General features: G+C 36.1%; 13 protein-coding genes. 7 read left to right on the forward strand and 6 right to left on the reverse strand.

The annotated features are described in order from the left end of the window. Positions 1–195 precede the first annotated feature (195 nt). Both ACE1MS_RS22415 and ACE1MS_RS22420 read right to left on the reverse strand, forming a co-directional pair. Positions 196–969 (reverse strand): nucleotidyltransferase domain-containing protein, encoded by a 774-nt coding sequence (locus ACE1MS_RS22415; protein WP_031416778.1) that lies wholly within the window; start codon positions 967–969, stop codon positions 196–198. A gap of 174 nt (positions 970–1,143) precedes the next feature. Next, entirely contained in the window at positions 1,144–1,293 is a 150-nt protein-coding gene (locus ACE1MS_RS22420; RefSeq protein ID WP_227256946.1) for a hypothetical protein, read from the reverse strand. A gap of 152 nt (positions 1,294–1,445) precedes the next feature. Here ACE1MS_RS22420 and ACE1MS_RS22425 point away from each other — a divergent pair, with 152 nt between their 5' ends. Further along, positions 1,446–1,937 carry a hypothetical protein gene (locus tag ACE1MS_RS22425; protein WP_422762556.1) on the forward strand — a complete coding sequence of 164 codons (492 nt, stop codon included), beginning with the start codon at positions 1,446–1,448 and terminating at the stop codon, positions 1,935–1,937. Between the two features lie 54 nt (positions 1,938–1,991). On the opposite strand, the gene ACE1MS_RS22430 is transcribed toward ACE1MS_RS22425, so the two are convergent. Beyond that, a complete protein-coding gene (locus ACE1MS_RS22430) occupies positions 1,992–2,270 on the reverse strand; it encodes a hypothetical protein (protein ID WP_031416780.1) in 279 nt (92 codons plus the stop codon). Positions 2,271–2,446: 176 nt separating this feature from the next. Next, positions 2,447–2,656, reverse strand: coding sequence for a hypothetical protein (locus tag ACE1MS_RS22435; RefSeq protein WP_036162467.1), 210 nt, complete (start codon positions 2,654–2,656; stop codon positions 2,447–2,449). A gap of 235 nt (positions 2,657–2,891) precedes the next feature. Between ACE1MS_RS22435 and ACE1MS_RS22440 the strand changes: the two genes are divergently transcribed. From ACE1MS_RS22440 to gnd, 4 genes are read left to right on the forward strand one after another with little or no spacing between them, the layout of a single operon-like run. Further along, on the forward strand, positions 2,892–3,623 hold the full coding sequence (locus tag ACE1MS_RS22440; RefSeq protein WP_012296161.1) for a GntR family transcriptional regulator: 732 nt from the start codon (positions 2,892–2,894) through the stop codon (positions 3,621–3,623). After that, on the forward strand, positions 3,616–5,157 hold the full coding sequence (gene gntK, locus ACE1MS_RS22445) for a gluconokinase (protein WP_447402626.1): 1,542 nt from the start codon (positions 3,616–3,618) through the stop codon (positions 5,155–5,157). The genes ACE1MS_RS22440 and gntK overlap by 8 nt, the downstream gene beginning before the upstream one ends. A 15-nt stretch (positions 5,158–5,172) precedes the next feature. Next, on the forward strand, positions 5,173–6,519 hold the full coding sequence (locus tag ACE1MS_RS22450) for a GntP family permease (RefSeq protein WP_036217787.1): 1,347 nt from the start codon (positions 5,173–5,175) through the stop codon (positions 6,517–6,519). A 27-nt stretch (positions 6,520–6,546) separates the two neighbouring features. After that, positions 6,547–7,947, forward strand: a complete 1,401-nt coding sequence (gnd, locus tag ACE1MS_RS22455) for a decarboxylating NADP(+)-dependent phosphogluconate dehydrogenase (protein ID WP_012296164.1) — start codon at positions 6,547–6,549, stop codon at positions 7,945–7,947. On the opposite strand, the gene ACE1MS_RS22460 is transcribed toward gnd, so the two are convergent. Then, positions 7,918–8,250: a hypothetical protein gene (locus tag ACE1MS_RS22460; protein WP_230584506.1), complete on the reverse strand. Its 333-nt coding sequence runs from the start codon at positions 8,248–8,250 to the stop codon at positions 7,918–7,920. The genes gnd and ACE1MS_RS22460 overlap by 30 nt on opposite strands. Before the next feature lie 661 nt (positions 8,251–8,911). Between ACE1MS_RS22460 and ACE1MS_RS22465 the strand changes: the two genes are divergently transcribed. Beyond that, on the forward strand, positions 8,912–9,241 hold the full coding sequence (locus ACE1MS_RS22465) for a BRCT domain-containing protein (RefSeq protein ID WP_375827867.1): 330 nt from the start codon (positions 8,912–8,914) through the stop codon (positions 9,239–9,241). Between the two features lie 76 nt (positions 9,242–9,317). On the opposite strand, the gene ACE1MS_RS22470 is transcribed toward ACE1MS_RS22465, so the two are convergent. Continuing rightward, positions 9,318–9,965, reverse strand: a complete 648-nt coding sequence (locus ACE1MS_RS22470; RefSeq protein ID WP_012296168.1) for a peptidylprolyl isomerase — start codon at positions 9,963–9,965, stop codon at positions 9,318–9,320. A gap of 703 nt (positions 9,966–10,668) precedes the next feature. On the opposite strand from ACE1MS_RS22470, the gene ACE1MS_RS22475 reads away from it, so the two are divergent. Then, entirely contained in the window at positions 10,669–13,446 is a 2,778-nt protein-coding gene (locus ACE1MS_RS22475; RefSeq protein ID WP_031416784.1) for a bifunctional diguanylate cyclase/phosphodiesterase, read from the forward strand. The last annotated feature ends 12 nt before the right edge of the window (positions 13,447–13,458 follow it).

Here is a 13,458-nt window from a genome sequence, read left to right on the forward strand (position 1 = left end):
TTTTCGAGCCTTTATCATCATAATTCAAGCAAAAAACTCACTTTTTATTAGACACAAAACTAGGATATTTTAAGTTTTATGGAATAACGGGCCTAAAAATGGTTGACATTTTCATAAAAAATATATTCTATTTTATTATTATATTTATATAGTAACATAAAAACTGACACGCGTCTCATATCAGAATGAGGCAGATTAACCTTCTATTGGGCTTTTTACATGCCAGCCATCTATACAAAAACCACCCATTTGTTGTAACACATAACTAACCAATGCCTCCAATGATTTCAACATCTGTTCAGCATTGTTCTCTTTCAGGGCATGCAGAAACATTTGTTTAAAGCGCTCATCAGGAAAGGCTGACTTCATATACTTTTGCAGATAGATAGGATCTACAAGATAGGAATGAATTTGATGAATAGGAATTGTATCGATTTGTAAAAACTGACTATACTCCATAAACAAAAAAGCTAATGCATTATGATAAACAAAGATAAAGTCTCCTTTCTCTTGCTCGTAACAATCTTTTACATTATCCAAAGCATCCCATAATCCATATTTTTGTATTTCTTGAACTGTTTTATCAATTGCTTCATAATTTTTCTCTAGCCATGCATCTGCCTCTAATTTCAATTCATTTATTATTCCAGTATAATCAAATAAAATTTGCCCTGTTTGAAATTGTACCATCGACATTGTCCTATGTTTTTTAAAATCATCTTGGAAATAGCGCCGAATTTGACCTGGTGGATTAGCAAAGTATTCGATCAGAAAGCCATCAATTATTTGATTACCCCTTTCTCGCCATGTCACATCATTCGATAAAATAATATGCACATCTATATCAGACCGTTCGGAAGGATTTCCTGTAACATAACTCCCACAAACTAACGCACCTACAACTTCATCTCTGCTCTGCCAATCGTTTAAAAAAAGTTCTAGTGCTTTTCTCCAATTTTTCAAGAACATCCACTTCCCATCTTTATTATGCATTTGTTTGTCGTATTCCATTAACAAAAACAGATACCTAGGATTTTTAATAATTGCTTAGACCTCCTTCAAATAGTGGGTAGAATAAAGAAGGAAAACGAAAAATCCTTCGAGAGTGAACTTCTGGAAGGATTTTGATATGGTCTTTAGCTATTAAAATAAATCAGATAAAAAACTTTGCATAGATGGTGGCAATAGTTGATAGAATAATCCCTCATATTTGATATCGAATATACCCGCAATGATAATGACAACCACTACTACTAATAAAAAGGCCTTCTTATTTTTAGAAATCCACTTCAATAGATTCCACTCCTCTAACTTTATAGTAAACATGTTAAGTATAGATGAGGATCATGCAAAATAGTAATACCTATTTATGAGTCTGTCACCTCAACCTACAATGCTACATAAATTAAATAAAGGAACAAGAATGATTTTAGAAGGGAATGGCTATGGTAAATTTTAAATCGTTTCGTGGTATCATCACACAAATTAGTGATTTTCCAGTGGGGCAAAATGGGGACAGAGATGGTTGTTATAAAATGATGAGTGTCGAAGATGGTGTAGGCGGAGTCGTCAACTTTGTCATTTCTCCTTCTACTTATTTTGTGAATCAAGAAGTTGTTACAACAGGTGAATGGATCACTGGATATTATGATGGGGATGCACCTGTACCTATGATTTATCCACCGCAATATCGTGCATTAATTGTAGTAAAAGAAAGTAACCTTCAACATGTAAAGGTAGATTTTTTTAATCAACAATTGGTGAGCAGCGATGGGCAATTACAATTAAACCTTACTCCTTCAAGCGTTATATCACTTAAAAATGGGCAACCGTTTACAAAAAGTCCTGCTAATCGAAACCTAATTGTTATTTATGGTCCTACTACTAGAAGTATACCTGCCCAAACTACTCCATACGAGATTGTCGTTTGGTGTTAAGAAAAAGTTTGACGGCCTAAGTCCATTCACTTGGACTTAAGCCGTTTTTGGTTGTTACTGACCCGACATATTTTCTTTCATTTCATGTAGCTGCTGCTTGATCTGCTCTAGATAATCTTTATTTTGCTGCACTGTATCCAAATGTTCACCATATTGCTCTGCATTAAGACGCGCATTTTCTGCATGTTTGATTTGGTCAAATGCATGCTCGATAGCCATTTCCTCAGGATGTGATTTTGCATGCTTTAACATACGATCTGCCTTTTGCACCGAGTTACTAAATAATGTACTTGGATGATCCTGTTTCCAACTTGTGTCTGAGTGTTTTGCCAATCTATTCTCTTCCCTTCCTAAAAAAGTTTTCATTGCTCAACTGTAGTATTATGAAATGTTTAGAAAATATGTATGGAAAGTATATTAAAAAACACAATATTTCCCAGGCTATAAGTGAAGAACTAAGGAACCTACCCTAGTTCTTCTCATTGTGTTGAATAGTTGTCAAATATAAACTAGTGCCATGCAGTACGCTCACTGACTGGTTGTTTGATACCTGTTTTCCCTTTAGTTTCAGCAAAATTATTAACCTGAGCTGAAGATGTATCAAGTTCAAATTCCGAACCAAACTCTTCCTGGAGCATTTGTCGAGGTTGGTTTGTTATGCTTGCACTTCTCGTTTCTTTTACTTTTGCATTTTTACGATTTGTATTCATATTTGACATAACCATCCTCCACTAATTATTTGAAAAGCTTTAAAACATATATGTGTTTTAAGAACTTCTCACTGTAAAGTTTGTCCATGTTAAAAGAAAGCATGTGCCATAAATACAAAGTATTATTGTAGAAGCTCTTTCCTCGATGTCTCATTGTTATTCCTTTTATGTTGCTTGCAATCTTATTTTCTTTCTGATTATAATACTTGTATACAAGTATACTTATGATAAAAAAGGTGATAGTATGAGCGAATCTAAGGATTATTTATATCCTCAAAAATGGCTTTCTAAGGCATCAACTGGCGATCGTGTAGCTTATGAGCTTAGAATGCGTATTATTTCAGGATTAATTGAAAGCGGTACCATTCTTTCAGAAAACAAATTAGCAGCCGATTTTGAAGTAAGTCGTTCACCCATTCGTGAAGCCTTAAGGACATTGGCATCTGAAAACATCATCAGACTTGAGAAAATGGGCGCTGTTGTCATTGGTTTGTCGGAGAAGGAAATAGAAGAAATATATGATGTTCGTTTGCTGATTGAGACATTTGTGTTTGAACGTCTTATCAAGATGGATACAACTAACCTAACACTGGAACTTAGCAAAACATTAGAAATGATGAAGGTTGCTATCAAATATAATGATGCAGATGAATTTTCTTATCAAGATGTTATGTTCCATGAAGCTATTATTCGCTCCATTGGACATTCCTATATCGCGATGATCTGGAATAATTTGAAACCAGTAATGGAAGGGTTAATACTATTATCCATGCGCATGCGCTTTATTGAAAAATACGATGATTTCACTCGTATTGTGAAAAATCATGAGCTATATATAGATGCTATCCGAGCTAAAGATCGAAAGCTCATGATTAAGTCTTTACATGACAATTTTGACGATGTTCAAGGGACTGTGGAAGACCTATGGAGGTCACAGCAAATGCTATCAAAAGGGGTTGAGTCACACGATGACTAACTATATGTTAGGTGTGGATATAGGGACTACTAGCACAAAAGCTGTATTATTCAGCGAGCAAGGTGAAGTAATTCAACAAGAAAATATCGGGTATCCACTATATACACCTGATATTTCTACAGCGGAGCAAAATCCAGAAGAGATTTATCAGGCTGTACTACAAGCAATGTCAAATATTATGAAGGTCCATTCGGGCAAGCCATTATTATTTGTATCCTTTAGTAGTGCCATGCATAGTGTAATCGCTATAGACGAAAATGACCAACCGTTAACTCCTGTCATTACTTGGGCGGATAATCGTAGTGAGGCGTGGGCACATAAAATTAAGAATGAATGGAATGGACATGAAATTTATAAAAGAACGGGGACCCCTATCCATCCAATGTCCCCACTAAGTAAAATTACATGGCTTGTAAAGGAACACCCTGAACTAGCTAGTAAAACAAAAAAATATATTGGCATTAAAGAATATATTTTTAAAAAGTTCTTCAACGAATATGTCGTAGATTATTCATTAGCCTCCTCTATGGGAATGATGAATCTTCACACTTTAGATTGGGATGAAGAAGCTTTATCAGTAGCTGGAATTACAAGTGCACAATTATCAACGCTCGTACCAACAACTAAATATTTCACTAACTGTAATCCAATTTTAGCTGAGCACATTGGCATTGAGCCACAAACACCTTTTGTAATTGGTGCAAGTGATGGTGTACTTTCAAATTTAGGAGTTAACGCCATTAGAGAAGGCGAAATTGCCGTTACAATTGGGACAAGTGGTGCCATTCGTACGATTATTAGTAAACCCAAAACGGATGTCAAAGGAAGAATTTTTTGTTATGCCTTAACAGAAAACCATTGGGTTATTGGGGGCCCCGTAAACAACGGTGGCATGGTTCTTCGTTGGATTCGTGATGAGTTTGCCTCTTCTGAGATTGAAACGGCTAAAAGATTAGGCATTGATCCGTACGACGTGTTAACGAAAATTGCTGAACGTGTAAGACCCGGTGCTGATGGACTACTGTTCCATCCCTACTTATCAGGTGAGCGCGCTCCTCTATGGAATCCAGATGTACGTGGTTCATTTTTTGGTTTAACCATGTCACATAAAAAGGAGCATATGATACGTGCTGCTCTTGAAGGGGTTATCTACAATTTATATACCGTGTACTTAGCATTACTTGAATGTATGGAAAGCCCCGTTACACGCATTCAAGCAACAGGTGGTTTTTCACGATCAGAGATTTGGCGACAAATGATGGCTGATATTTTTGAATCAGAGGTAGTAGTACCTGAAAGCTATGAAAGTTCCTGCCTTGGTGCATGTATTTTAGGCTTATATGCAATTGGCAAAATTGATTCCTTTGAAATGGTAGCTGATATGATTGGTGACACTTATAAACATACACCTTTAGAAGAGGCAGCAAAAGAATATAGACAGCTACTTCCTATTTTCATACGTTTATCAAGGGTATTAGCAGACGATTATGCGTCTATTTCTCAATACCAAAGGAGCTTAATAAAGCCTGACTAAAAAGGAGGAAAATATATGCCTTTAGTTATTGTAGGAATTGGTATTATTGCACTGTTAATTTTAATAATGGTCTTTAAATTAAATACGTTTATCTCTTTAATCATTGTTTCATTTGGTGTCGCCTTAGTTCTTGGAATACCTGTAGATAGTATTGTGAAAACGATTGAAACCGGATTAGGCGGTACACTAGGTCACTTGGCACTAATATTTGGACTTGGCGCAATGCTAGGTAAGTTAATAGCTGATTCAGGGGGCGCACAGCGCATTGCTATGACCCTTGTGAACAAATTTGGAGAAAAAAATATTCAGTGGGCGGTTGTTGCGGCATCCTTTATTATCGGAGTTGCTCTTTTCTTTGAGGTAGGGCTAGTCCTATTAATACCTATTGTTTTCGCGATTTCGAGACAATTGAAGGTTTCTATCTTGTATCTAGGTATTCCGATGACAGCTGCTTTATCGGTCACACATGGATTTTTGCCCCCACATCCAGGTCCTACGGTGATTGCAGGTGAATATGGGGCAAACATCGGGGAAGTATTACTTTATGGTTTTATTATCGCCGTTCCAACTGTTATTTTAGCTGGGCCATTATTTACAAAGGTAGCTAAAAAATTAGTGCCTGAATCATTCAATAAAACTGGGAATATTGCCTCTTTAGGAGAGCAAAAGACTTTTGAGCTGGAGGATACTCCTAGCTTTGGTATAAGTGTCTTCACTGCATTGTTACCCGTTATTTTAATGTCCATCGCTACTATAATTACGCTGCTACAAAAAACAATAGGCTTCGAAGATAACAGCTTATTAGCAGGAATCCGCTTCATTGGAGAGGCTGGTACTGCCATGTTAATTTCCTTATTAGTAGCTGTTTATACGATGGGTATAGCAAGAAAAATTCCAATTAAGCAAGTAATGGAATCATGTACAACAGCAATCTCGCATATTGGCATGATGCTGCTGATTATTGGCGGTGGTGGTGCCTTCAAACAAGTATTAATCGATGGTGGCGTTGGTGATTATGTAGCTGAACTATTCCATGGAACTACCTTATCACCCATACTATTAGCATGGATTATTGCTGCTATTTTACGCATTTCATTGGGGTCAGCTACGGTTGCCGCTTTAACAACAGCTGGGCTAGTAATCCCTATGTTAGGCCAACATGATGTGAACCTTGCATTGGTGGTTCTTGCGACAGGTGCGGGAAGCTTAATTGCTTCCCATGTTAATGATGCTGGATTTTGGATGTTTAAGGAATACTTCGGGTTAAGTATGAAAGAAACGTTTGCCACATGGACGTTGCTAGAAACAATTGTATCTGTAGCTGGTCTAGGATTTATTTTATTACTAAGTTTATTTGTTTAAAAAATGGAAAAGAAGGAGCGAGCATAAATGTTAAATACAATAGGCGTTATTGGTTTAGGTGTTATGGGCAGTAATATCGCCTTAAACATGGCTAATAAGGGCGAGCAAGTAGCAGTTTATAACTATACACGTGATCTAACAGACAAACTTTTACAAAAGGTCGAAGGACAAGCGCTTACTCCTTACTATGAAATAGAAGATTTTGTGCTTTCTTTAGAAAAACCAAGAAAGATCTTTTTAATGGTGACTGCTGGTAAAGCCATTGATTCAGTCATTGCTTCCTTAGTGCCTTTCCTTGAAACAGGCGATATCATTATGGACGGTGGTAACTCTCACTATCAAGATACAGAGCGTAGACATGATGAACTGATGGCTCGAGGTATTGGCTATTTAGGCATTGGCATTTCAGGTGGTGAGGTTGGAGCATTGACAGGTCCTTCTATCATGCCTGGTGGCAATCGAGAGGTCTACGAAAAGGTGGCTCCTATTCTTACGAAGATTGCAGCGCAATTTAAAGGCAATTCATGCTGTACGTATATGGGGCCTAAAGGTGCAGGTCATTTTGTCAAAATGGTCCACAATGGAATCGAGTACGCTGATATGCAGCTTATTGCAGAGGCCTATACTTTTTTAAGAAAAAATGTAGGATTATCTGTTGAGGAAATTGCTGAAATCTTTGAAACATGGAATCAAGGGGAATTAAAAAGCTATTTAATTGAAATTACAGCTGAAATTTTACGAAAAAAAGATGATGTCACAGGCTTACCTCTAATCGATATGATTCTTGATAAAGCTGGTCAAAAAGGAACTGGCAAATGGACGAGTATGCAATCCATCGATAATGGTATTCCAACATCGATAATTACAGAGGCTTTATTCGCTCGCTATATTTCATCATTAAAAGAAGAACGAGTTCATGCAGAAGCAGTATTAGCAGGTCCAAGCAGTACACAGCCAAATCTAGATAAAGATGTGTGGGTAGAATATGTCAGACAAGCCCTCTATATGGGGAAAATCTGTGCCTATGCACAAGGGTTTACACAATATAAAATGACCTCCGAGCTCTATAATTGGAACTTACCATTAAAGGATATTGCGCTCATTTTCCGTAGTGGGTGCATTATACGTGCAGAGTTTTTAAATGTGATAAGCGATGCTTATCACAAACAACCTACACTCGCCAACCTATTAATAGCTCCTTACTTTGCAGAAAAAACAAAGGACTATCAAAGTGGATTGAGAAAAATTGTATGTGAGGGTATACAGGCAGGTAATGCATTCCCATGCTTAAGTGCCTCGCTCACATATTATGATAGTTATCGGACTCGTTCATCTAATGCTAACCTGTTACAGGCACAGCGCGATTATTTTGGTGCTCATACATATGAGCGAACTGATTTAGCAGGTGTGTTCCACACAGATTGGTAAATAAAAAGCTAAAATATACATCATCGTATCATGATTGTATATTTTAGCTTTTTCATTATCTCTATACACATGTACTCGATTACGTTCTGCTTGTTTTGCTGAGTACTGTGCTTTATTTGCTTTGTTTAAGAGTTGATATAATGTCTCTTCCCCATTTGTACCTTCAGCAACCCCAAAGCTAATCGTAGTCTTAAGCGGTTGTAGCTCCATACTTTGATGATTCATATCCACTAGCACCACTGTAAATGGGGATGACGTCCCTTTCGCCTCACCATACGCTTGATTACATTGTTGAAAAAACACACAGCGAACCTGTTTTTCTAACATTTTTTAGTAAGAACCAGCACAAACTCCTACCTCTTCACCACGCTCTCCCATGTAACGGGAATCGCTGCCCTGTTACCTCAAGTTTTTACCTTCGCAAAGCGCATACCGAACATAAATCTTGTTAATGGTGGGATTATCTTATTACAGGCTGGATCAAATTGTATTAATCTATAGCTTTCATCTAATACGATAACGCCATCATTGATACTATGAAATATAGCATCCTTAGCAACCGGCATTCCTCTAAATAAGCATGAGGAATAAATAGACCAAAAGGGGGAAGTCCAGAAAATAAACAAATGCTGTTATAATGGGAATCAACTGCCCACACATTAACGCAATTAATGGTGGTCGATAGGACCTAGCTGTTTCCTTCCAATGGGTCAGTACTAATAAAAGTACTAACCAACATGCTGGAAAAAGTAAATATGCCATGAATGATATCCATTTCCGGGTGAATATAAGGAGATCCTAAAACAGGGTCAATTTCAAAAAACTCGATAATGAAGATGATGGATATCATTTGTAGCAACGATTACTAAACTAATAGAAGGTATAACAAAAATTCCCATGAGCTCTTTTGTGGATGTATTTATCACAGCTACCACCCAAAAATTTAAGAAGTCAGGAGGGCAATATGACTAATAAGGACAGCCTAGATATCATCTTTTCAGATCCAATCGAAAGCCCTTCCCACCCCTTTTATCATAAGCAAATTGTGTTTACAGGTGCTCTTTCCAAGATGACTCGTTCAGAAGCAGCTAAACACGTAAAGGCTTGTGGTGGATTTTTACAAGGCACCGTTACACAGCAAACCGATTTTATTATCCTTGGAGACAAACGTCGTGGCATCAGTACTAAACAACGTAAAGCCGAGCAACTCATTAACCTTGGTCAGGATATTCAAATACTTATAGAAAGCGATTTTTTATGGATTATTTCAATGCCAAAGGTAGTTGAAAAATAAAAAAGAGTATGTGCGAGTTAATCGACATACTCTTTAATCCTAATTGATTTAGCCTTGTTAACTTTTATGAAAGGAATTACTTATTTACTTTAGGTGCTGGGTAATTAAAGCCCTTCGTATCTACTTCTACTTTTTTCATTTGCTGATCTTCTAATGGTTTATCTGTAGCATCTCGCTCAGCAGCAACAATGGCATCCACAGTTTCCATTCCTTCAATTACTTTCCCAAAAGCAGCATATTTACCATCTAGATCTGTTGTCTCTTTTACCATAATAAAAAATTGTGATCCTGCAGAGTTTGGATCTTGCGAGCGAGCCATTGAAATAACACCACGTTCGTGTTTCAGGCTATTGTCCCAACCGTTTGAGGAAAACTCGCCATCAATTGAATAGTCAGGTCCACCTGTACCATTACCTGAAGGGTCTCCACCTTGAATCATAAAATCAGGAATAACGCGATGGAATATAAGACCATCATAAAATCCTTCTTCCACTAATGAAATAAAGTTAGCTACAGTATTTGGTGCTACTGTAGGCTCTAATTCAATAACAATTTTTTCATCATTGCTCATCGTAATAGTGACAATCGGATTTTCTTTCACCTTTGATGCGTAATCCACCGTTTCTGTTTTCTTACTGTCCTTTGCTGTACCACAGCCCGTCAATACAAACATAATTGCTAGTAATGATAACACTACATAAATACCTTTATTACGTGTATACATCTTTTCAACTCCTCTTATTTACCATCTATTCATTATAAAACTATCCCATGGTTAACCACAATCAATCACACATCATGTCAGGACGATCTCTTGTTACAAACTCACACCCGTTAATTAAAATACGTTTTGAATAATATAGCATTCTAATAATCAGAATATTAAATCAACAAAGAGATGAATGCTCATTTGTATAGAGGAATTTTTAATGGTCTGTAGAATAAAATTAGGAAGCACTCTAATGTTGTATTAATTCCCATGTTTGGAAAAATACTCTGAGGAGGATTCATTCTGATAGATGAAAGCAAATAGTAATAATAATATGTTACTATTCTTCATTAAGTTATGACGACCGTTTTAGAAACTGGCCCTTTATTTTCCCCTGACAATTCACAATTTACATGTACAAGCTGTTTGCATTTTTTTGGATGGAACATTTACTTTTCATTCCTAGTAAAAACCTAATAGATCATTATCGTCACTGTAGAATGTGTTTAATTTTAATCAAAGGATTCTAGTCCTACATAAAAAGAGTAATGGCTAAAATCGCAACATACTCTTAAGGAATTTTAACTAATTTATACATTTTTTTACCTACCTGTTTATTACTACTGTAAAATACAATAATAAGACATTCGATACGAATAAAGCAAAAATTTAACATTTTTTCTACAGGACAATGACAAAAAATTGGGGGTTCATTTACATGTCTATAGAACAAACGAGATATTCTCGACTGGCCAATATAACGAAAATGATAAACATGAAGTTGGATTTACGTGAAGTATTGGAGCAGGTAACAATCGCAATATCTGAAGAAATCGTCAACTGTGATTCAGTGGGAATTTATTTGCCACAAGAAGATGGAACATTCAGAGGATATGTAGGAAAACCAGAGGTGATTAACGGCTGGACATTAAATATGCATGTCATTGAAACCGAAATAGATTTGCTGGCAAAGGAAGTGATTGAAACAAAGAAAACAATCTATATTCCTGATACTTCAAGAGATAATCGCCCTGACCCTAGAGCCGTTGAAGGATTTCATATTAAATCTTTATTAGCACTTCCTATTTCCTTTGAACAAGAGTTATTTGGCCTTGTTTTTTTATTTGATTATGGAATTCCAATGAATTTAACTGAGGAAGAAATTCAAACGGTTGAAGCCTATGTAAATATGGCTGCGGTTGCCATTCAAAACGCAAACAACTTAACTTATAAAGAGCATCTTATAAATGAAAAGCAGTTACTGCTCGATGTTACACGTGATTTATCCATGTGCTCTTCACTACAGGAGAGCCTTGATAAATGCTTTTTCTACTTAGAAAAGGTTTTAGATAATAAAAATATAGGTGTTCACTTATTAGATCCTTTAGCAGAAAAAAGTATTAAACCGGCTAAGTTGAGTAAGGATAGCGATTGGACCGAAGAGAATTGGCTTAAAACACATAACAAAATACAAATTGATGAGAGCAATGATTCTGTCATGCAGGAGGTTTTTGAAACGAAAAAAGCCATTCTTATTCCAAATGTATTTGAAGATGACAGGCCAAATCATGAAGTTTGTCGTAATTTCGGCATAAATGGTTTAGTGATGTTTCCTTTGATTTCAATGGGTGAAATTTTAGGACAAATTTCCATTGTTAATCTTGAAAATAAACCATTTTTCTATTCAGAGACTCAATTACAATTAGCTCAGTCCATTGTTGATACTACTGCGTCTGCATTATCTAATCAGTTATATATGGAAAAACAAGAGATTATAATCGAGGAGAGAACATCGGAAGTAAGAGACAAAAATAAAGAGCTTGAACGTGTTGTCGCTGAGTTACAGCAACTTAGCCGTGAAAAAGAGTTAATTCTCAACTCGGCAGGTGAGGGCATTTTCGGATTAGATCTTGACCGAAACATTACGTTTTGCAATCCAGCCGGTGCGCTCATGCTGGGGTATGAAACAGATAGAGATTTGATTGGAAAATCAGTTGAAATTATTATGAGTGGTTGTGAGGCAGAGGTCAACATTCCTGTTTCACCCTTTTTAAATACAAATTTTAACAGCTACGAAGTGTTTTTTAGAAAAGATCATACCTACTTCCCCGTCGAATACGTCACTTCTTTTATAAAAGAAGGCGATAAGGTCGTAGGCGAAGTGATTACATTTAAAGATATAACGCAAAGAAAGCAATTAGAAGAAAAAATTAAATACCATGCCTATTTCGATAGTTTAACGGATTTGCCCAATAGGGTTCTTTTATTAGACAGACTAACGCAGGGACTGAAGTATGCAAAAGTAAATGGTGAAAAATTAGCTGTGCTCTACTTGGATTTAGATCGTTTCAAGTTAGTAAATGATTCGTTAGGTCATAGTTATGGGGATTTATTGCTTCAAAGTGTTGCCAAACGTTTAAGTGCCTGCGTCCCAGAAGATGCAACTGTATCAAGGCAAGGTGGGGATGAGTTTACAATCTATTTACCTAATATTAAGTGTGAGAATGACATTTTAAAAGTTATAAATTGTATCAATGCTTCTTTCTCTCAACCATTTAATTTGATTGACAATGAAATATATATTAAAACAAGTATTGGTATAAGTTTATTTCCTGAAAACGGCGATACTACAGACACGTTAATCAAAAATGCAGACACAGCTATGTACAAATCAAAAGAAACGCCAGGTACTAGCTACCATTTCTTTAGTGAAGGAATGGATACAAGGACTTTTGAGAGTATCAAACTTGAGAATGATTTATATAAGGCTTTAGAGCGTGATGAATTGATGATCTTCTATCAGCCTCAAATAAATTATAAAACAAATAAAATTAAGGGTGTAGAAGCTTTATTAAGGTGGAATCATCGAGAACATGGCATGATTACCCCCGATAAGTTTATTCCACTTGCTGAAGAAACAGGATTAATCGTCCCGATAGGTGAATGGGTTCTTAAGGAAGCATGCAAGCAATTAAAAGAATGGCATAATCAAGGATTTCCTTTAATCAGTATGTCTGTGAATTTATCTGTCCATCAGTTCGAACAGAATAATTTATTTTCTATTATTGAAAATGTTTTACATGAAGCCGATCTGTCTCCTGAATATTTACAGCTAGAGCTCACAGAAAATCTAATTGTAAAAAATACAGAGGTAACCTTAAAAACGATGAAACAATTGAAGGGACTTGGGGTTAATTTAGCTATTGATGATTTCGGTACAGGTTATTCATCTTTAGGATATTTAAAAAATTTACCAATTTCCACATTAAAAATTGATAAATCCTTTGTACAAGAAATGTTAACGGATGATGCAGCAGCTATTACAAATACAATCATTACCTTAGCTCAAAATTTGAAACTGGAGGTTATTGCTGAAGGAGTCGAAACAAAAGAACAAGCGGACTATTTATTGGTACAAAATTGTCATTTAATGCAAGGATATTTTTTCAGTAAGCCTATGAAAGCTGGAGAAATTATGAAAAAATATTTCTGTTAGCCTATTACATTA

The sequence above is a fragment of the Lysinibacillus sp. fkY74-1 genome (genome assembly GCF_053165895.1).

Coding starts and splice junctions, on each gene's coding strand:
- ACE1MS_RS22415 (WP_031416778.1), bottom strand. CDS start 969: ATGTTCTTGAAAAATTGGAGAAAAGCACTAGAACTTTTTTTAAACGAT.
- ACE1MS_RS22425 (WP_422762556.1), top strand. CDS start 1,446: ATGGTAAATTTTAAATCGTTTCGTGGTATCATCACACAAATTAGTGAT.
- ACE1MS_RS22435 (WP_036162467.1), bottom strand. CDS start 2,656: ATGTCAAATATGAATACAAATCGTAAAAATGCAAAAGTAAAAGAAACG.
- ACE1MS_RS22440 (WP_012296161.1), top strand. CDS start 2,892: ATGAGCGAATCTAAGGATTATTTATATCCTCAAAAATGGCTTTCTAAG.
- gntK (WP_447402626.1), top strand. CDS start 3,616: ATGACTAACTATATGTTAGGTGTGGATATAGGGACTACTAGCACAAAA.
- ACE1MS_RS22450 (WP_036217787.1), top strand. CDS start 5,173: ATGCCTTTAGTTATTGTAGGAATTGGTATTATTGCACTGTTAATTTTA.
- gnd (WP_012296164.1), top strand. CDS start 6,547: ATGTTAAATACAATAGGCGTTATTGGTTTAGGTGTTATGGGCAGTAAT.
- ACE1MS_RS22465 (WP_375827867.1), top strand. CDS start 8,912: ATGACTAATAAGGACAGCCTAGATATCATCTTTTCAGATCCAATCGAA.
- ACE1MS_RS22470 (WP_012296168.1), bottom strand. CDS start 9,965: ATGTATACACGTAATAAAGGTATTTATGTAGTGTTATCATTACTAGCA.
- ACE1MS_RS22475 (WP_031416784.1), top strand. CDS start 10,669: ATGTCTATAGAACAAACGAGATATTCTCGACTGGCCAATATAACGAAA.